Consider the following 18,209-nt stretch of genomic DNA (forward strand, 5'->3'; position numbering starts at 1 on the left):
TCGCTGATCCGTCGTCCCCCCGCACACTAGCGGAGAACGCAACCGCCGTCGATGCGGCCCGTCAGCCCTGCGGCGACAGGGTGACGGAGGTGCCGGTCGCGGCGAGGTTGAGGCCGAGCTGGCCGCTGACGCTCACCGTCTGCAGGTGGATCGACCCGGACGTGCCGCCGACCAGCACATTGGCGCCGACGCCGGCGAGAACCGTCGCCTCGGCCGTGGCCCCCTGGTAGAGGCCGCCGAGCGAGCCCCGGTGGTAGCCGGCCGTCGGCGCGAAGACGGCCCAGACGATGCGGCCGCGGGTGGTGAAGCCGAGGTCGACGCCCATCTTGCGGATCACGCCGGAATAGCCGTCCTCCTGGCCCCGGATCGAGCGGAAGACGCAGTCGGCGGACTTTGCCGAGCCGAGCACGTAGCCGACGCCGCCGCCGACGTCGCAGGTGAGCATGCCGATCTTGACGCCGTCCTGGGAGTCCGGTTCGACATAGACCGGCGCCGCCTCGCGCACCGTCATGTCCGCAGCACTCGCGGCCGTGGCGAGCGCGAGGGTGAGGGCAGTTGCAAGCAATTTCGTCATGGGAGCACTCCTTCGATCTTCTCAGGAACGGCCGCGGCAAAAGATTCGTTCCCGCCGCGACGCGATCGCGAAACGCTCGGCGACGATCATGGCGGAGTGTGGGCGGTGCCTGGCGGGCCGAAGCCGACGAAACGGAAAACTGCGTCTACGCTATGGCTCTCTAAGTTGAAGTAAGAGCGAAAGGTCGCAGTGGGGTGGAAAGCCGAATGGCGGCTCTCGGGCTGAGAGGAGCGCGTTAGCGGTCAGGCAGCTTTCGGACTTACGGAGTGGGGAAGCAGTCTTCCAGTGACGCAAAAATCTGTCGCCCGGTCGGGTTTGTGCATCTGACTTTTGCGACGGAAATCCCCTTGAAGAATCAGGTGCGGTGATTTTGTCGCAAGACTTAAGGAGGTCTGCGCTACTGCGCATTATAGAACCGCACGACTTACGGGGAATCCGGGCGCGTCTCGTTCAATGGGAGTTCGCAGAGCGCGAACGGGCCGAGCGCCAGAGGAAAACCGACACGGATACGACGATCCAGGCAAGCGCGATGCCGACAAGGTTGGGAAAGATGTCGACGACACGCGGATTGTGGCCGATTACGGTGGTCTGAACGAGTTCCCAGCTCACGCCCACAAGAAAAGTCAGCACGGCAGCAAGCCGGATGCGCGAGTAGCCGGTTGCGAGTACGGCGAGGACAAACAGCATAGCCATGGAGGCAATGTGCGGCATCTTGGTCAGGGCATTGACGATTGCCTCGGGCGTAACGGTGAAGTCCATCTGCGGAGGACGGCGACCATCGGGAGCCCGATTGGCAGCCCAGATACTGGCCAAAGCGAGGGCCGTAAACGGTAGCGTGCGAAGAACCCTTAATACTTTCATTGGGTCAGGACTCCGATGTGATGTGAATGACAGGGTTTGGGTGCCGCGCTCAAGTGAGGTCGGAAGCTGCCGTTGCGGCCTCGGGATATACTGAACTGCAGCGTAAAACCGGCAATATGGCGGATGGGGTGTCTTTAGAAATTCCGTTTTTCCGTGAAAAACGTTGTCAAAGGATGTAAACGCATCCCGTTGAAATATCTTGCGGATTTCCAATTTCCATTGAAAATAGATACTTGCTAGCGGCGACCGGAAATAGGACCGGAAATAGGACCGGAGCCGCTGGTCCCTTTTGAACGGAATGGATTGAAGGAACGAAACGTGGCCCCCCGATTGCTGAACAAACTCACCCCGCTTGCAGTCAAGAACGCGCCTGTCGGTCGCCATGGCGACGGTGGCGGCCTCTATTTGCTCGTTCGGCCTGACGGCCGGCGATCCTGGCTGCTACGCTTCGTTCTCAACGGCCGTCAGCGCGACATGGGGCTTGGCACGGCCGCTGGCCCGGATGCCGTCAGCCTCAAGGACGCGCGCTCGGCCGCAGCCGAAGCGCGCAAGCTGCTCGACGCCGGCATCGACCCGATAGTCATGCGCGGCAAGAAGCTCGAAGAGGCGAAGGCTGACCTCGAAAAGCCGACCTTCGAGGCGTTCGCGAAGGACTTCATCGATACGAAAGCAACCGCATTGCGGAATGAAAAGCACATCGATCAATGGCGCATGACGGTCGGCCCTGCATATTGCAAAGGCATCCAGAAAAAACGGCTTGACGAGATCGACACGGAAGACGCGCTTGCGATCCTTTCACCTATCTGGACGGTGAAGTCTGAAACCGCCGCCCGCATTCGCGGCCGGCTCGAAGCGATCCTTGACGCCGCCAAGGCAAAGGGCCTGCGAAGCGGAGAGAACCCCTTCCGCCTGCGTGGGCATATCGAGTTTCTTCTGCCGAAGCGAAATAGGCTTCAGCGGGGCCACCATGCAGCGATGGATTACAAGGCCGTTCCGGCCTTCTGGCCGAAGCTCGACGCGCTCGATAGCCTCAGCGCGCAGGCGCTCAAATTTACGATCCTGACCGCCGCACGCAGCGGCGAGACGCGCGGAGCGACATGGGGCGAGATCGACCTTGACGAGAAGCTATGGACCGTGCCCAAGGAACGGATGAAGGCCGGCCGTGAACATCAAGTGCCGCTCTCGGATGAAGCGGTAGCGATCTTGCGCAAGGTGCTGCCGCTCGCGCCGCAAGGCGCGGAGCGCGGCAAGGCACTGGTCTTCCCATCGCGAAAGCGAACGCCCCTTTCTGATATGAGCTTGGCAATGTGCTTGCGTGGTCGCGTCGAAGGCATCACGGTTCATGGCTTTCGTTCCACGTTCCGGGATTGGTGCGGCGACATGACCACCTATCCGCGTGAAGTCGCGGAAGCGGCGCTTGCGCATACTTTGCGCGGCGTCGAGGGAGCTTACAGGCGCGGCGCGGCGCTTGAGAAGCGTCGCGCACTGATGAGCGATTGGGCTGCATACGTGACGGGCACGCAAGCACGCAACGTTCTTCAATTTCAAAGGTCTGCGTAGTGAAAATATAGAATTCCAACGCAACGAATTCTGAATGAGCGGCGCCAAATTGCGCCGCTTTTCATTTTTTGACTTGCATTTTCGCGATTTTCGCTAATACGATTTGGACACTTCGGCACCATAGCCGTCGTTTTGATGGAGAAAATTAAAATGAAACCCGTCACGCGACGCGCAGGTGTAATATGGACCCCGAGGAAATTATCGCTCACGAGAAGGATGGCACCCTTCTCCTGACCGTCGCGGAGGCTGCACGGCAGCTCCGCGTCTCCCGCCCCACTCTTTATAAAATGTTCAGGCAGGGCCTCCTGCCGAAACGCCGCTTGCTCGGCCGGACGCTCGTTGCGAGGGCTGACCTTGAGCGCTTGATCGCCTCGATCGCGGAGGCCGCCTAGATGTCGGCCTCGGCTCTCTCTCATCTCGATCGCCTTGCCATGCTCGCCGCCGCCTTCAAGCGGCGGCGCGCGCTTTTGGAGACCCTCGCGCCCACCGCCATCGCAAAGGCATTGCGCCTGGCCGTAGCAGGGAGGCGCTGATGGGTATCGTCCAGAAACCTCGACCGGCAGCGGTCTTTGAGGAAAGCGATCCGCGCGCGGAACAAGCCTTGCGCGCGGTGCCGAAAGCCGCGCGCTTTCGGCGCGTAGGTTCATGCATTCTCGGTTACGATCACGATCCGCAGTCATATTGTCGCGGCTGGACGCAAGACCGCCAGCGGGTCGCTGAGATCGAGCGCCTGATCCGTCGTCGGCACGGCGGCCCGGTCGACACTGACGATGGCCTGATTTACCTCGAATTGATTTACCCGCATCTGCCCGCCGGATCGGCTCGCGCTTGGGCGACCGCAATGGCGCCGCTGCTGACCGATAGCGAATTCCTGTCTGTCGCCGCGAGCGAGCCGAAGCGGTTCAACGCGACCGAAGCCGGCAAGGCCTTGGCCCTGACGCGTCAAGAGCGGAATGAGTTGAAGATCACGACCATTCGCGCAGTCGGGCAGACCGACGAAAGCATGAAGAAGGAGCGGCGCGAGCGTGATGCCGCTGCGGCCCGCGCCAAGCGGGCCGCGCTGCCGAAGAAGGAAAAGCTCAAGGACACCCGTCCGTGGGAGGCCCAAGGCATAAGCTACAGGACGTGGCGGCGTCGCCGTCAGAACGATGGCCAAAAAAACGTCGGCAGCAAGTATGAGGATCATATTGCTGCCGACGAAAAAATGGCCACACCGAATAGCGCGCGGCCCGCAGGCCGCGCGGCGAAAATGATCAGGCTGTCGCCAGAAACGACCGCAAAGCTGCACGAGATCGGCCGGATCGCGACCAACGCGAGCAAGCGTGCCAGCGGAGCGGCCGTAGCGCTCGTACGCGTCTTGCAGCCCAACACGAACGAGCAGACGCCTTATAGCGCTCGCTTGCGTCCTATCGGCGCGGCGGTGCAGAGCCAGCCGTCCATTCCGGTCAAGACCAAAATCGATAAGGGCAACAGGAGGGCAGTCGCATGAGCACTCCCAGGATTTCTTGGGGACTTTGGGCCGGCCGCCGCGCAGCGGCGGCGTGCGGCATCAATGGCGACGACGCAGAACATTTTGCTCGTGCGCTCGCGCCGAGGATTGCCGACATCGCGCGCGAGATCATGCGCACTGAACAGCGGCGCGGGCCTCGCGAGATCGCGCTTTTTATGCTTCGCAATTGCACTGGCCGTCACCAGCGCGAAGTCATCATCGCAATTACGAACGATGACATTGAGACCGCCGCGCGCAAGATGCTCAAATGGGCGACGGAAGGCTTGGCGCTTGCAGTCAACAATCCTCGCCCGTTCTTCACCCCCCGGCCTGCAATGTTCGTGACCGTGTTCCATTCCAATGGCGCGCGCACACGTTGGCAGCAAATCCCGAATGATCCCACCGATAGCGACGGCCATGGTCGCAAGGGAGGCGCGGTATGAGCCGCGCCGCCTTCCTGCCTGCGTCTCCTCCCTGCGCGCCCCCATGCGCGCCGTCAGCCCCCCGGCATCAAAGGATTTCTTGCTATCCCCGCCCCTCTGCGGGCAGCGCTGCCCCGGTGGGCGAGTGTTTTTCCACATTCCGTTTTCCCGTTTCGTTATCGCAGGAGCATCCCAATGACTAATCCAAACACCCCCGCCGGCAGCGTTTCAGCACAGCAGCTTGCCGCCCTTCTCATGATCTCCACCGGCCGGGTCCGGCAGCTTGCGCAGGCCGGCATCATCCCGAAGGCCGGCCGCGATGCTTACCCGATGGTCGCCGGCATCAGGGGCTATCTGCGGTGGCTCCAAGACGAGGGACGCCGCGCCGCGCAGGCGGCGTCGGCGGCGAAGGTCGCCTCTGCGCGCGCGACCGAGATTGAGCAGCGCATCGCACAGAAGATGCGGGAACTGATCCCGCTCGAAGATCACAGGCAAGTCATGGGAAGCCTCGTGCGTGTCGTGCGTCGCGAGGTCGAGAAAGTCCCCGCCGCGCTGCCGAGCTACATCCGCAATGAAGTTCGGGCCGAGATTGATCAGATGATGGGACGGATCGAAAAGGCCGCTGCCGATGCGCAGAAGAGCGCCGAGCTTGGCGAGGATTTCTATAAGTAGAAAACCAACGCACCACCATCGATATCGGCGTTGGAAAAGTATTGACGCGATATTCAGCGCCGAGTGAGACAAAAAAATACGTCAGCGCGTCCGTGTTTTCTTGACGAAAACGCCGTTGACGCTGATCATCTTAATCGCCTGATCGCAAATATGCGTGGGTTTCGGTGCCGAGCCCGTGAAAAACGGTAGGGCCGAACAAGACGACGCCTTCGGCGCGGTCAGGTCATAAAAGGACACCGACCGTCATGCCGAACTCTCTTCCCCCCATCGAAATCAATTTGAGCACCGTGCTCGCGTGCTGCGATTGCCATACGCGCGATGCAGTCCTCGCGCTGCTTGAGCGCGGTGGCGATCTCACTCTCGCCGAGATCGCCGAAGTCATCGGCACCGACACGAACGAACTCATCCGCCAGTTGGTCGGCTACCTGATCGCGGATGAGGCGCTGCGGCTGCTCGAAGCCGAAGCCGATGAAAACCGGGGGCGGGCGAACTGATGAACGCGCCTCTCACCATCAGCCTTCCGGCCATGAGGCGCGATGCGCAGCTTCGCGCCGCTTCCTTCGATGAAGCCGCGAACACGATCGAAGTGGTTTGGACGACGGGCGCAAAGGTCCGGCGCTTTTCGTGGCTCGATGGGGCCTTTGACGAAGAGCTTGTCGTCAGCCCGCAGTCCGTCCGCCTTGACCGGCTCAACGCGGGCGCGCCCTTCCTCAATACCCATGCGAGCTACGACCTTGCCGATGTGATCGGCTCGGTCGTGCCCGGCAGCGCAAAGATCGTGAGGGGCCAGGGCGTTGCTCGCATCCTGTTGAGCGATGCGCCCGGCGATGCCGATACCGTCGCCAAGATCAAGGCCGGCGTCATCCGCAATGTGAGCGTCGGGTATCGCGTGCATCGCGTCGAAAAGATCGAAAGCGACGGCGATGTCCCGCTTCATCGTGTGGTCGATTTCGAGCCTCTCGAAATCTCGGCCGTGCCGATCCCGGCTGATGCCGGCGCGCAAATCCGCGCCGGCTCTGAAACCTTTCCCGCAATCATCGAACTGAAAGGGGCAACGAAGATGCCTACGAAGACGAATGCCAACCCTGCCGCCGACGCGGCGACCCTCGAAGCCGAGCGCAGCCGCGCCGGCACCATCACCGACCTCGCGACCCGCGCCGGCCTGCCGGAAATGATCGCGCCCGCGATCCAGGCAGGCACGACGGTTGATGATTTCCGCGCAGCGCTGTTCGACCGCATGGTCGAAGACGAACGTCGCGTCCATCCCGGCGGCCCCGGCCAGCAGATCGGCGCGCCGGCTACCGTGGCCGATCACAGCTTCGACAATCGTCGCGCTGCCGCGATGGCATCGGCGATCCTGCACCGCGTCGATCCGACCGCCTTCCCGCTGGAAGCCGGTGCCGAGGTCTTCGTCGCAATGCCTCTGTTGGAAGTCGCCCGCGCGGCTGTCGAAGGCAGGGGCGTCCGCACCGCCGGCATGTCGAAGATGCAGATCGCGGCGGCGGCGCTGGATCAGCGGTCGCTCGGCGGCCTGCACGGCACGAGCGACTTCCCGGCGGTCCTTGCCGGTGTCACCGGCAAGGTACTGCGGATGGCCTATGAGGCTGCGCCGCAGACCTTCCGGCCGCTCGTCCGCGTGACGACGGTCCCCGACTTCAAAGAGCAAAGCCGCGTGTCGATCGGCGAGGCGCCCGCCCTTGAACGGGTAAACGAGCATGGCGAGTTCAAGCGCGGCACGATCGGCGAAGGCAAAGAAACCTTCCGGCTCGCGACCTATGGAAAGGTCATCGGCTTGACCCGGCAGAGCATCGTCAACGACGACTTGAGCGCTTTCGACCGCCTGCCGCGCGCCTTCGGCGTCCAGGCGGCGCAGTTGGAGAGCGATGTCGTGTGGGCGCAGATCATCGGCAATCCGAAGATGGGCGACAACGTGGACCTGTTCCACTCGGATCACAAAAACCTCGGAACCGATCTCGCGATTGGCGAGGCGTCCGTCAGCGAAGCGCGCAAGGGCATGGGCCTCCAAACCGGCCTTGACGGTGCCACGGCGCTGAACCTGACGCCCGCATATCTGATCGTCCCGAAGGCGCAGGAGACGGCGGCGTTGAAGTTCCTGACGACGATCACGCCGGCCAAGACCGACGACGCGGTGCCGCGCGAGCTTCGCAATCTTACGGTCATCGCGGAACCCCGCCTCGACCTCGGCATTCCGCGCTTCGGCATCGCGGGCAATGATGACGCCTTCTATTTCGCCGCCTCGCCGAGCGTCGTCGACATCGTGGAACTGGCCTATCTCGAAGGCCAGCAGGGCGTCTTCACCGAAACCCGTATGGGCTTTGACATCGACGGGATCGAGATCAAGGCGCGCCTCGACGTGGCCGCCAAGGTGCTCGACTGGCGCGGCCTCTTCAAGACGCCTTACGACGGCCCGTCCGGCGGCTGACAAACTCTTCGGCGGCGGCCTAGTCCTCCGCCGCCCTCGGCGGTCCGCCACCTGCGAGGCGGGCCGCCACCAGCGCCCGGCCGTCGTGCGCCGGTCGGGCGCTTCCTCCCTTCATGAGGTGGCACGGTGGCAAACCACGTTTCTCAACTATTAGTGCGCCTGATTGATGGCGTGTCCGGTCCCGCCCGCAAAGCTGCCGGCGCGCTGCTCGGCATCGGGCAGGCCGCCAACAAGATCGGCGGAATGCAGGGCCGCTTGCAGGCCGCGATGGCGAAGAACGAACGTGCGCTTGATGCCGCGCGGGGTCGAATGGTCGATGCCGTGGCGGCCGGTTACGCGCTGCAACGAGCGCTCGCTGCCCCGATCCGTGCAGCGTCCGAATTTGAAAGCGCGATGGCCGATGTCCGCAAGGTCGTGGACTTCGACACCCCGCAGGCGTTCAAAGATTTCCAGACTTCGGTTCTCCAAATGTCGAAGCGCCTGCCCCTCGCGGCGCAGGACTTGACGAAAATCGTGGCTGCTGCCGGTCAGGCCGGCATCGCGCGGGAAGAGCTTCTTCGGTTCACCGATATGGCGGCCAAGGTCGGTGTCGCCTTCGACATCACCGCCGAGCAGACGGGCGAAGCGCTGGCGAAGGTGATGACCGGGCTTGATCTTTCCGTCGATCAGGTCGGGCGGCTTGCCGACGCGATGAACCATTTGAGCAACGCGCAGGCATCGAGCGCCGCCGACATTCTCGACGTGGTACGCCGCGTCGGCGCGACCTCCAAGCAGTATGGCTATAGCGCCGTCGAAGTCTCTGCCTTCGCCTCGGCCATGCTGTCGGCCGGCATGGAAAGCGAAGTGGTCGCGACCTCCTTCCGCAACATGGGCCTTGCGCTGACGCGGGGCGCGTCAGCGACCAAGCGCCAGCGGCAAGCTTTCCGGGCGCTCGGTCTCGATGCCACGAAGGTGTCGAAGGCGATGCAGCGCGACGCCGTAGGCACCACGCTCGAAGTCCTTGAGGCGATTGGCAAGCTGCCGAAAGATTTGCAGGCGTCCTTGTCGTCCGATCTCTTCGGCAATGAGGCTCGCGCCCTTGGCCCGCTCCTGACGAACCTCAATCTGCTTAAAAAGTCGCTCGGGCTGGTCGCGAACGAGACCGACTATGCCGGCTCGGCGACCCGCGAATACGAGGCCCGCGCGGCGACCTTCGCCAATAATCTCCAACTCTTCCGCAACCGCCTCAATGCGGTCGCGGTGACGATCGGCAACGTTCTGCTTCCGCCACTCACGGCGATGATGGATAAGCTCGGGCCGATTGTGGATGCGGTCCAGCGCTTCGCCGAAGCCCATCCGACCCTCACGGCGAACGTCATCGCAGCAACATCGGCGCTGATCGGTTTCAGGATCGCGCTCGCCGGCCTGCGGTTCGCCGGGCTGTTCGTGAAGGGCGGCGCGCTGTCGCTGCTGGCGGCGACCTTCGGCCGGATCGCCGCCGCAGGGAGCAAGATGGGCGGCGCGGTACGCGCGACGTGGGCCTTGCAAGCCGCCCTGGCGGGCGGCGCAAGCTACGGTGGGCTGGCGAAGGCGGCAGACGCTCTCAAGGCCATCGCACGCATTACGCCCGGCCTGCGGCTGGTCGGTCCTGCCATCGGCGCGATCGTCGCCGCGCTCGGCTCTCTGACCGTTCCCATCGTCGCCGGCATTGCCGCCGTCGCGGCAGTCGGCTTCACGATCTGGAAATATTGGGATCGGCTGTCCTCGATCTTCCGTGGCGTGGCGCTGGCGATCGGCGATCAGCTTGCGCCGGCATTCGAGGCAGCGCGTCCCGTGCTTGAATGGCTCGCGCCGGTCGGCGACGCGATAGCCTGGGCCTGGGAAAAGGCCGCGAGCGCTCTTAGCGCCGTGGGCGACTGGTTCGGCTCGATTTTCTCCCGCGAACTTCTCTCCGAAGATCAGAAGGCGGCGCTTGAGGGTGACGCGCGGGACATCACGAACCGCATCATCAACGGCCTCAAGGTAGGGCATGGGCTTCTCCTTGATGCCGGCGTGCAGATGATCCAGTCCCTTCTAGGAGGGATGGCCTCCAAGATCGGGGAGGCCGTCACCTGGGCGGCCACGATCCCGCAGCGGATCAGGGCGGCATTCGGGAAGATCGACTTCAAGGACGCCGTTTCGATCGAGGCGCTGGTTGCGGCATTCAAGTCTGCGAATGCGCAAATCTTTGCCGCTGGCGCCGACATGATCCAGTCCCTTTGGGATGGGATGGTGAGCAAGGTCGAGCAGCTTATCGCGTGGGTGAAGACGATCCCGGCGCGGATCAAGGCGGCGATCACGACCGACCTTTCCGGCGCCATTCGCGGGCTTATCCCTTCGTGGGCGGGCGGCGGCGGTGGCGGCGGTGGCGATAGCCAGCCGGCCGTAGACGGCAAGCGCGCGAGCGGCGGCCCGGTCTATCCCGGCCGGAGCTACCTTGTCGGCGAGCAGGGGCCGGAAATCATCACGCCGTCGCGCAGCGGCTACGTCCATCCGAACGGCTCGGGCGGCGGTGGGAGCTTCAACCAAACAGTCAACATCAACATTACCGGCGCGCAGGACGATGAAGCGATCATCGACAAGGTGAAACGAGCAATCTCCGACGCAACCCGAGAGGCGCTGCGCGGCGTCCAGGCCGACTATGGGTTCAAATACACATGACAATCGCCGCCGATGATCTCGAAGAACTCGCCCCGCTGATGATGGCGCACATCGAGCGGCAGATCGCCGAGCGCCGTATTACCGGCGATGCCGTAACCGGCCTTTCCTTCACGCGGGCCGCCATGATGCGGGCCGCGCTCTATTTCCGTCGCTTCGTATCGAGCGACGATGAGCACGCGGAAGGCGCAGGCCAAGCGTTCGGCTTGACGTGGATGCTCGCCGAACGCGAGACCATGCAGCGCGTCATGACAGCGATCTCATCGCCGGCCGCCAAGGGACGTGAGGCCGATGTCATCGCCACGCTGATGAAGGGCGCGAGCATTGAAGAAGCCCTTGCGATGACGAATAGCGCGCCTGCCGCTCTGGTCACGCAGGAGGGCCGTGTAGTCGCATTTCCGGCACGGCGCGTCACAGACAGCGCCGACGATGAAACGCGCGCCAGCGCGGCTGTCTCGCGGCTCGGTTCTAGGACTGAACAAGAGGACGGGCGAAATGATTGCTGACCAAAGCGATCCGGCATTGGCCGTGCTTGAGCACGGCCAATGCATTGAGCCAGCTCGCACAAATACCGCGCCACTTCCGGGCGGGGGCTAGCTGCCTCGCTGCGAAAGGTGTCCTCCCGGTGGGCGCGGTTATTCTAATTCCGGGTCAAGGGCACCACCGGCTAGAACAGGCGGGCGGCTTTATAGCCGCCCGCTGCTTTCCCGCTCGGGACTTGCGCGTGGCACCGGCAACCGAAATATTGAAGCTTTCGATGATCGGGGGCACAATTGAGTATTCTTCGCGACATACAGGCAGCTATCCTCCAAGAGAACCCAGACCTCGGCACGATCCTGCTCAAGCTGCGTCTTCTCGCGTCGCGGCTTGGTAGTGAGCCGCTTGAGGATTGGGTGAAGTATGAAGCGGAAGGGTATCCCCGCGATATAGAAGTCCCGACCTACCGGATCGTCAGCGTTTCATACACCGGCAGTTGGTCCGGTCCTTTTGGTGGCGGCATAAGCAACGCTCCGATCCCACCGTATCTGATAGAGAAGCACGCAGGGGAACATTGGACCCGACATCGGGTTCGCGAGAGCATTGCCGGCGTTCAAGAGATGGCGAGTAAGGATCACGACCTAGGTCTCAATTCCTCGAACCTAATTCTCATGCTGCAAGGCAAAGTCTATGAGGATTATGCTTGCAATGCCGTCTCAGGAAATATTTCCATCTTCGCCGTCCGCGAAATCGTCCAAGCTGTCCGTGCTCGCATCCTTGAGCTGACGATTGAGCTTGAGAAGCGGCTGCCGCAGGCGGTTGAAGTCACGTTGCAAAGCGTGATCGAGAAGACCCCTGAAAGCGCTGCAACGGTCACGCAGATTTTCAATCAGACGATCCACGGAAATGTCACTCATGTGACGGCGACCGACAACGCGCACGTCTCGCTCGCGATCACGGCAGGCGACAATGCGTCGATGGTCAGTGAACTGATTAAGGCGGGATTGTCCGAACCGGCCGCCAAGGAAATCACGGAGATCGTCGCCTCCGAGAAGCCGGACAATGCCGACCAACCCCTCGGGCGCAAGGCTCTCGACTGGATCAAGAAGAACACGCCCAAGGCGGCTGGCAGCGCTTGGAAGATCGGATCAGCCGTAGCGACTGATTTGCTTAAAGAGGCAGCTTTGAAATACTACGGATTGAAGTGAGAACCGGGGAAGCGCGACGACAGCGCGCTATGGCCCCTCGCCGCCCTTGTGATAGCGGAGAAAGTCAGACGCGCGCCCACGGGCGCGTGTGGCTTGAAGAAGGGGCATTACCTTGACTGACGATCTTATGCCAATCGGCTCTCCTGCCTGGGCAGAGGCCATGGCGGCGAGTATGCGCGTCGCCGCGCGCATCGCCGAAATGAGCGATGACGAGCTTGCCGCCTTCCGCGAGCGACTGCGGGCCGATCCCGAGACGCGCGAGACCATCGCCAGCGATCTCGCCGACGCGCATCGAAATCTTGCCGACATGCTCGCCGTCATCGAAATCGCCGAGCGCCGCCTTGAAGTCGTCAAGCAGGACGAGCGCTGCCGCTGCGACTGCTGATCAAAAAAAATCTTGGTCCTATTGGCCGATAGCAAAACGGAAAAATAGGACCGCCGCTAGGACCAAGGATCGGCAACAACAAGAAACCGCAAGCAAAATCAATTTGTTATGGCAAATCGGTTGGCGGATGGGGTGGGATTCGAACCCACGGTAGGCTTTCGCCTACGCCGGTTTTCAAGACCGGTGCCTTAAACCGCTCGGCCACCCATCCGCACCCCGCGATCGCGGGTTCGGTCGCCTTTACAGGCAGGGACGGGGTGGCGTCAACATCGCCCGCGGCACCCGCCGGGCTTGAACGCTTGCCGCCGAGGGGGTAAACGGGGGCAACAGGGATTGGAATGCGAAATGAGTGAAGACAGCCGCCGCGAGCAACCCCGGACATGGCAGACGTTGCGGGACCTGAAGCTCGCCGTGAGGAAGGTCGCGGATGTCTATGTCCGCGTCCATATTCTCGCCGGGCACTACATGCGGGTTTCCTCCGAGGATTTCCTCGAGGCGGTGAGCGACATGCAGGCCGCCGGCGCGACCCATCCCTATCCCCGCCGGTTCCAGTTCACCATCGAGAACGGCATCGTCTGGGTCCATGCCGGCCATCTGCCGAGGGCCGCCCGTGCCCGGGCGCGCGCGGGACATGCCGGGAAGGCGGATCCGGACGAGGACGAATAGCCGCCGGCGCGCGGGACGGCCGCGCAAACAAAAAGGCCGGGTACTTGCGTCCCGACCTTTCGCTTCGCCTCGACGTCCTGCCAGTACATCCGTGGTCAGGGCGGAAGCGAAATCCTGACCCATAGATGGTGCCGCCGGTCCGCGTTTCAAGGGGGCAGGGCGGGCGCGGCAAGATTTCTCGACTTGCTGGCGCCTTAATGCTTCGTTACCCTGTCGGCCATCCTCAGCAGGGTATTCTGCCGGACGTGGTCAAAAGGAGGCCTCCATGGACGTGCTTCGCGACCAGACTCATATCGGCATGTTCGAGCCGCAGGACGTGGCGCTCCTGCAATCGGTTTTCGCCCGCCTCAACGCGGCCGACCTTGCGGTGCGGGACGAGGCGAAGGCCCGTTCGCTCGCCCGCTCGATCATCAAGCTCTACCGCCACGGCGTGCGCGATCCGCAGCAGCTTTTCGAGACGCTGCGGCCCGATCGCTGAAGGCCGCGGTTTACCTGCCGTAAACCATGATCGCGCGTTCTTTCCCCGCGCCGCGCGCGCCGCTCGCAATTTTGCCACGTTATTGGCATGATTAACGGACTGTTATGTTGAGAGTGGCATGGACGGCCGGCTTGCGAGGGGCAAGCGAGTTGGTCGGCACACCGTCGGGGACAATAGCGGCGTGGGAAAATACGATATCAAGACCGGAAACGGCCGGATCGGCAGGGGGCTGCGCTTCATTGCCGTTCCCTTCATCTGCGCCGGGCTCGCAGCCTGCGCCACCACGGCGCCGGCGCCGAAGAAGAAGGTCCGCAGCAAGGAATTCTTCTCCGAATCCGAATATGGCGTGAAGGCGAGCCCGCGCGTCGTGGAGGAGGGCAAGGCCGTGCCGAAGGGCGGCGGCCGCTATCAGGTCGGCAAGCCCTACCAGGTGCGCGGCCGCTGGTACAAGCCGGAAGAGAATCCGAACTACAACAAGACCGGGCTCGCCTCCTGGTACGGCTCGGCCTTCCACGGCCGCCGGACGGCGAACGGCGAGGTCTACGACAAGTATCACCTGTCGGCCGCCCATCCGACCTTCCCGCTCCCGAGCTATGCGCGCGTCACCAATCTCGAGAACGGCTCGTCCGTGCTCGTCCGCGTGAACGACCGCGGGCCGTTCCACGAGAACCGCATCATCGACGTCTCCTCGAAGACGGCCGAGCTTCTCGACATGAAGCGCACGGGCACCGCCAAGGTCCGCGTCGAATATGTCGGCAAGGCGAGCATGGACGGCAACGACATGCCCTATCTGATGGCCTCCTACATCCCCAAGGGCTCGCGCGTTCCCGCCGTCGATCCGGGCGGCCAGATCGCGACCGGCGTGATGGTCGCCTCCGCGAGCGCCGGCGCATTGCCGGGCGCGGGCGATGAGAACGTGCTACGGCTGCCCGACGGCGGCGGCGCGATGACGGCGCTCGCCGAGACGCCGGCCGCATCGCAGGCCTTCCAGGCGCTCGAGCAGTTCGTGATGCTGCCGGAGACCGGCCCGCTGCCGCTCGAGCGGCCGAGCTACGTGCCCGACATGCAGCCGGATGCGAGCTACGCCGCCGCCTATGCGGACGAGCGGGTGCGCGACGCCGCCGGCGCGTTCGACGCGATCCTGCATGTCGACGGCACGCTGACGCCGCTCTCGAAACTCGCCGAAGACGCCGGCTGAGCCGTTTGCGCAATGCGCGCTTGTGTGGGAGTGTGACGGCAGTCCGGAGTCGCCATGCATCGCCGTATCCTCGCCTGCCTCGCCGTCCTTGCGCTTTTGCTTCACCCCGCCTTCGGCCAGCAGCCGGCCTCCCAGGCCGGCTTCGACGTCAAGGCGGGCCAGGTCTATCTGATCGAGGCCGGGACGGGCACGGTGCTCTTCGCCCGCAACGAAGACCAGGTCGTGCCGGCCGCCTCGCTCGCCAAGCTGATGACGATGGCCGTCGTCTTCAAGGCGCTGGCGACGGGCGAGACCGGTCTCGACACGGAATATCCGGTGACGGAGCACGCCTGGCGCACAGGCGGCGCGCCGTCGCGCACCGCCACCATGTTCGCGGCGCTGAAGTCCAGCGTCCGCGTCGAGGACCTGATCCGCGGCGTGACGGTGCAGTTCGCCAACGACGCCTGCATCATCCTCGCCGAGGGCCTGGCGGGCTCGGAGACGGCGTTCGCCGCGCGCATGACCGAGGAGGCACGGGCGCTCGGCCTGGCAAAATCGACCTTCGCCAATGCCACCGGCCTGCCCGACCCGCAAAACCGCGTGACCATGCGCGAGATGGTGCAGCTCGCCCGCCATCTGCAGCAGGCCTATCCGCAGCGCATGGGCTACTACACCGAGGCCGAGTTCGAGTGGAACCGCATCAAGCAGCGCAACCGCAACCCGCTGCTGGCGCTCAACATCGGCGTCGACGGCTTCGTCACCGGTTTCTCGGAGGAGGGCGGCTATTCGATCGTCGCCTCGATCCGCCGTGACGGCAAGCACCTGCTGCTCGCCATGGGCGGGCTCGAATCCGACAAGCAGCGCGTGGAGGAGACGCGGCGCATCCTGGAATGGGGCCTCTCCTCCTTCGAGCGGCGCACGCTGTTCAAGGAGGGCGAGGCGATCGCCGAGGCGAGCGTCTACGGCGGCGACGCCGGCAAGGTTCCGCTCGTCGCCGGCGACCGGGTCGACGTCTTCCTGCCGGTCGACAATTCGCAGCGCCTGACGGCGCGCGTCGTCTATACGTGGCCGATCCGCGCCCCCGTCGAGCCGGGGATGGAGGTGGGCACGCTCAGGATCTCCAACGAGAAGCAGGTCTTGCGCGAGGTCCCGGTGAGGACGGCCGGCAGCGTCGGCGTCGGAACGCTGCGCGCCCGCGCGCTCGATGCGCTCCTCGAACTCCTGTTCTTCTGGATTTGACGGGGCGCGGCGGCAAAGGCGTTTCGCCCGCGGGAAACATGGGCTAGTAGTGGTCCGAATCGTTGCCGCTCCTGCGGCCATTGGAACGGGAACGGGATTTGTCTGCCGCACCGGGTTTGTTTGTCACGTTCGAGGGCGGGGAGGGCGCCGGCAAGTCGACGCAGATCCGCCTGCTCGCCGACGCGCTGCGCGCGCGGGGGCTGACGGTGCTGGTGACGCGCGAGCCGGGCGGCTCGAAGGGGGCGGAGGCCGTGCGGCACGTGCTGCTCTCGGGCGCGGCGGAACCCTTCGGCACGCGCATGGAGGCGATCCTGTTTTCCGCCGCGCGCAGCGACCACGTGGAAGAGGTGATCCGCCCGGCGCTCGCCGCCGGCACCGTCGTGCTGTGCGACCGCTTCATGGATTCCTCGCGCGTCTACCAGGGCATCACCGGCAATCTCGAGCCGGCCTTGGTCGCGGCGCTGGAGCGCGTCGCGATCAACGGTGTCACGCCGGACTGCACGATCGTCTTCGACCTTCCCGCGTCCGTCGGGCTGGAGCGCGCGCGCCGGCGCGGCGAGGGGCCGGGCGAGGGCGGGCCGGACCGTTTCGAGAAGGAGGAGCTGGAGACGCACGAGAAGCGCCGCGAGGCCTTCCTCGACATCGCCGAGCGCGAGCCGCTGCGTTGCCGGGTGGTCGACGCCCTGCAGCCGCCGGAGGCCGTGGCGGCCGCCGTGCTCGCCATCGTCGAGCCGCTGCTGCCGATCCGCGCGCGCGGCAGGACCGATCCGGAGCGCGTGTCGTGAGCGACATTCGTGCCGACGTGCTCGACGGCGCGCGCCACCCCGCCGAACAGCCGAAACTCTTCGGCCATGCCGCGGCGGAGGCCTTCCTCGCCCGCTCCTACCGCTCCGGCAAGGGCCATCACGCCATCCTGATCGAGGGACCGGAGGGGATCGGCAAGGCGACGCTCGCCTTCCGCTTCGCCAACCACGTGCTCTCCCATCCGGAGCCGGCGCAGGCGCCGGAGACGCTTGCCGACCCGTCGCCGGACTCGTCGGTGACGCGGCAGCTCGCCGCCGGCGCCTCCCACAATCTCCTGCATCTCACCCGGCCCGTCGACGAGAAGACCGGCAAGGCGAAGTCGGCCATCACCGTCGACGAGGTGCGCAAGGCGGGAAAGTTCCTGGCCCAGACCTCGGGCACCGGCAACTGGCGCATCGTCGTCATCGACCCGGCCGACGACCTCAACCGCAATGCCGCCAACGCCATCCTGAAGATCCTCGAGGAGCCGCCGAAGCGCGCACTCTTCCTGGTGCTGACGCACGCACCGGGCAAGCTCCTGCCGACCATCCGCTCGCGCTGCCTGCCGCTCGGCCTCTCGCCGCTGTCGCCGGACGATCTCGCCGCCGCCATGGCGAGCCTCGGCGTGCTGCCGTCCGGCCCGCGGGCGGGCGAGGTGATCGCTGCCGCGCACGGCAGCGTCTCGCAGGCGCTGAAGCTGGTGAACTACGGCGGCTTCGACATCGTCGAGGCGTTCCGCGCCATCGTCGGCGGGGCGGGCGAGCCGCCGCGCCGCGACGTGCACCGGCTGGCGGACGTGCTGTCGGCGAAGGACAGCGAGATCGTCTTCGGCTTCTTCTGCCAGCAGGCGTCGGACTTCGTGACGGAGGCGGCGCGCGCGGCGGCCCTTGCGGGCGATATCGGCCGGGCCGACCGGCTGGCGGGGCTCTCCTCGCGGCTCGCCGAGAAGCTCACGGTCGCGCAGGCCTACAATCTCGACCGCAAGCAGACGGTGATCGGCCTCCTCGACGACATCCGCGCCTCGCTCTGAGCGAAAAGGCCAACTTGCTGTTTCCCTTGGCGTCCGCATGGGATAATAGCTTGCGGCATCGCACCATAG

At 64.5% G+C, this 18,209-nt stretch carries 19 protein-coding genes and 1 tRNA gene; 17 read left to right on the forward strand and 3 right to left on the reverse strand.

Going from position 1 to position 18,209, the window contains the following annotated elements:
* Positions 1–61 precede the first annotated feature (61 nt).
* Positions 62–574 carry a DUF992 domain-containing protein gene (locus tag NNZ72_RS18095; RefSeq protein WP_257316877.1) on the reverse strand — a complete coding sequence of 171 codons (513 nt, stop codon included), beginning with the start codon at positions 572–574 and terminating at the stop codon, positions 62–64.
* A gap of 450 nt (positions 575–1,024) precedes the next feature.
* Entirely contained in the window at positions 1,025–1,333 is a 309-nt protein-coding gene (locus NNZ72_RS18100) for a hypothetical protein (protein ID WP_257316878.1), read from the reverse strand.
* Between the two features lie 432 nt (positions 1,334–1,765).
* Between NNZ72_RS18100 and NNZ72_RS18105 the strand changes: the two genes are divergently transcribed.
* From NNZ72_RS18105 to NNZ72_RS18150, 11 genes are all read left to right on the forward strand, one after another.
* Positions 1,766–2,995: a tyrosine-type recombinase/integrase gene (locus tag NNZ72_RS18105; protein ID WP_257316879.1), complete on the forward strand. Its 1,230-nt coding sequence runs from the start codon at positions 1,766–1,768 to the stop codon at positions 2,993–2,995.
* Between the two features lie 182 nt (positions 2,996–3,177).
* Positions 3,178–3,387: a helix-turn-helix domain-containing protein gene (locus NNZ72_RS25545; RefSeq protein ID WP_371747782.1), complete on the forward strand. Its 210-nt coding sequence runs from the start codon at positions 3,178–3,180 to the stop codon at positions 3,385–3,387.
* Positions 3,388–3,527: 140 nt separating this feature from the next.
* Entirely contained in the window at positions 3,528–4,484 is a 957-nt protein-coding gene (locus tag NNZ72_RS18110; RefSeq protein WP_257316880.1) for a hypothetical protein, read from the forward strand.
* On the forward strand, positions 4,481–4,927 hold the full coding sequence (locus NNZ72_RS18115; RefSeq protein ID WP_257316881.1) for a hypothetical protein: 447 nt from the start codon (positions 4,481–4,483) through the stop codon (positions 4,925–4,927). Before NNZ72_RS18110 ends, NNZ72_RS18115 begins: the two co-directional genes overlap by 4 nt.
* A 174-nt stretch (positions 4,928–5,101) precedes the next feature.
* On the forward strand, positions 5,102–5,578 hold the full coding sequence (locus NNZ72_RS18120; RefSeq protein WP_257316882.1) for a hypothetical protein: 477 nt from the start codon (positions 5,102–5,104) through the stop codon (positions 5,576–5,578).
* 245 nt (positions 5,579–5,823) lie between these two features.
* A complete protein-coding gene (locus tag NNZ72_RS18125) occupies positions 5,824–6,072 on the forward strand; it encodes a MarR family transcriptional regulator (protein WP_257316884.1) in 249 nt (82 codons plus the stop codon).
* A complete protein-coding gene (locus NNZ72_RS18130) occupies positions 6,072–8,021 on the forward strand; it encodes a prohead protease/major capsid protein fusion protein (RefSeq protein WP_257316887.1) in 1,950 nt (649 codons plus the stop codon). Before NNZ72_RS18125 ends, NNZ72_RS18130 begins: the two co-directional genes overlap by 1 nt.
* Before the next feature lie 126 nt (positions 8,022–8,147).
* On the forward strand, positions 8,148–10,700 hold the full coding sequence (locus NNZ72_RS18135) for a phage tail tape measure protein (RefSeq protein WP_257316896.1): 2,553 nt from the start codon (positions 8,148–8,150) through the stop codon (positions 10,698–10,700).
* Entirely contained in the window at positions 10,697–11,203 is a 507-nt protein-coding gene (locus tag NNZ72_RS18140) for a hypothetical protein (protein ID WP_257316897.1), read from the forward strand. Before NNZ72_RS18135 ends, NNZ72_RS18140 begins: the two co-directional genes overlap by 4 nt.
* A 267-nt stretch (positions 11,204–11,470) precedes the next feature.
* Positions 11,471–12,382: an AbiTii domain-containing protein gene (locus NNZ72_RS18145; RefSeq protein ID WP_257316898.1), complete on the forward strand. Its 912-nt coding sequence runs from the start codon at positions 11,471–11,473 to the stop codon at positions 12,380–12,382.
* A gap of 160 nt (positions 12,383–12,542) precedes the next feature.
* A complete protein-coding gene (locus tag NNZ72_RS18150; protein WP_257316899.1) occupies positions 12,543–12,767 on the forward strand; it encodes a hypothetical protein in 225 nt (74 codons plus the stop codon).
* Between the two features lie 121 nt (positions 12,768–12,888).
* On the opposite strand, the gene NNZ72_RS18155 is transcribed toward NNZ72_RS18150, so the two are convergent.
* Positions 12,889–12,978, reverse strand: a tRNA-Ser gene (locus tag NNZ72_RS18155).
* 134 nt (positions 12,979–13,112) lie between these two features.
* On the opposite strand from NNZ72_RS18155, the gene NNZ72_RS18160 reads away from it, so the two are divergent.
* The 6 genes from NNZ72_RS18160 to NNZ72_RS18185 all read left to right on the forward strand — a co-directional run bounded on the left by NNZ72_RS18160 (position 13,113) and on the right by NNZ72_RS18185 (position 18,140).
* On the forward strand, positions 13,113–13,433 hold the full coding sequence (locus tag NNZ72_RS18160) for a hypothetical protein (protein WP_257316900.1): 321 nt from the start codon (positions 13,113–13,115) through the stop codon (positions 13,431–13,433).
* A gap of 265 nt (positions 13,434–13,698) precedes the next feature.
* Positions 13,699–13,911 (forward strand): hypothetical protein, encoded by a 213-nt coding sequence (locus NNZ72_RS18165; protein WP_257316901.1) that lies wholly within the window; start codon positions 13,699–13,701, stop codon positions 13,909–13,911.
* Between the two features lie 196 nt (positions 13,912–14,107).
* Entirely contained in the window at positions 14,108–15,109 is a 1,002-nt protein-coding gene (locus tag NNZ72_RS18170) for a septal ring lytic transglycosylase RlpA family protein (protein WP_257316957.1), read from the forward strand.
* A gap of 54 nt (positions 15,110–15,163) precedes the next feature.
* Positions 15,164–16,327, forward strand: a complete 1,164-nt coding sequence (locus NNZ72_RS18175) for a D-alanyl-D-alanine carboxypeptidase family protein (protein ID WP_257316902.1) — start codon at positions 15,164–15,166, stop codon at positions 16,325–16,327.
* 98 nt (positions 16,328–16,425) lie between these two features.
* Complete coding sequence (gene tmk / locus NNZ72_RS18180) at positions 16,426–17,112, forward strand: dTMP kinase (protein WP_257316903.1); 687 nt, start codon at positions 16,426–16,428, stop codon at positions 17,110–17,112.
* On the forward strand, positions 17,109–18,140 hold the full coding sequence (locus NNZ72_RS18185; protein ID WP_257316905.1) for a DNA polymerase III subunit delta': 1,032 nt from the start codon (positions 17,109–17,111) through the stop codon (positions 18,138–18,140). Before tmk ends, NNZ72_RS18185 begins: the two co-directional genes overlap by 4 nt.
* Positions 18,141–18,209 lie beyond the last annotated feature (69 nt).

The organism is Shinella pollutisoli, from assembly GCF_024609765.1.
Lineage (GTDB): Bacteria > Pseudomonadota > Alphaproteobacteria > Rhizobiales > Rhizobiaceae > Shinella > Shinella pollutisoli.

What these genes read in the sequence shown, in the direction of transcription:
- NNZ72_RS18095 (WP_257316877.1), bottom strand. Translation starts at nt 574, where the DNA reads ATGACGAAATTGCTTGCAACTGCCCTCACCCTCGCGCTCGCCACGGCC.
- NNZ72_RS18100 (WP_257316878.1), bottom strand. Translation starts at nt 1,333, where the DNA reads ATGGACTTCACCGTTACGCCCGAGGCAATCGTCAATGCCCTGACCAAG.
- NNZ72_RS25545 (WP_371747782.1), top strand. Translation starts at nt 3,178, where the DNA reads ATGGACCCCGAGGAAATTATCGCTCACGAGAAGGATGGCACCCTTCTC.
- NNZ72_RS18110 (WP_257316880.1), top strand. Translation starts at nt 3,528, where the DNA reads ATGGGTATCGTCCAGAAACCTCGACCGGCAGCGGTCTTTGAGGAAAGC.
- NNZ72_RS18115 (WP_257316881.1), top strand. Translation starts at nt 4,481, where the DNA reads ATGAGCACTCCCAGGATTTCTTGGGGACTTTGGGCCGGCCGCCGCGCA.
- NNZ72_RS18120 (WP_257316882.1), top strand. Translation starts at nt 5,102, where the DNA reads ATGACTAATCCAAACACCCCCGCCGGCAGCGTTTCAGCACAGCAGCTT.
- NNZ72_RS18125 (WP_257316884.1), top strand. Translation starts at nt 5,824, where the DNA reads ATGCCGAACTCTCTTCCCCCCATCGAAATCAATTTGAGCACCGTGCTC.
- NNZ72_RS18130 (WP_257316887.1), top strand. Translation starts at nt 6,072, where the DNA reads ATGAACGCGCCTCTCACCATCAGCCTTCCGGCCATGAGGCGCGATGCG.
- NNZ72_RS18140 (WP_257316897.1), top strand. Translation starts at nt 10,697, where the DNA reads ATGACAATCGCCGCCGATGATCTCGAAGAACTCGCCCCGCTGATGATG.
- NNZ72_RS18150 (WP_257316899.1), top strand. Translation starts at nt 12,543, where the DNA reads ATGGCGGCGAGTATGCGCGTCGCCGCGCGCATCGCCGAAATGAGCGAT.
- NNZ72_RS18160 (WP_257316900.1), top strand. Translation starts at nt 13,113, where the DNA reads ATGAGTGAAGACAGCCGCCGCGAGCAACCCCGGACATGGCAGACGTTG.
- NNZ72_RS18165 (WP_257316901.1), top strand. Translation starts at nt 13,699, where the DNA reads ATGGACGTGCTTCGCGACCAGACTCATATCGGCATGTTCGAGCCGCAG.
- NNZ72_RS18175 (WP_257316902.1), top strand. Translation starts at nt 15,164, where the DNA reads ATGCATCGCCGTATCCTCGCCTGCCTCGCCGTCCTTGCGCTTTTGCTT.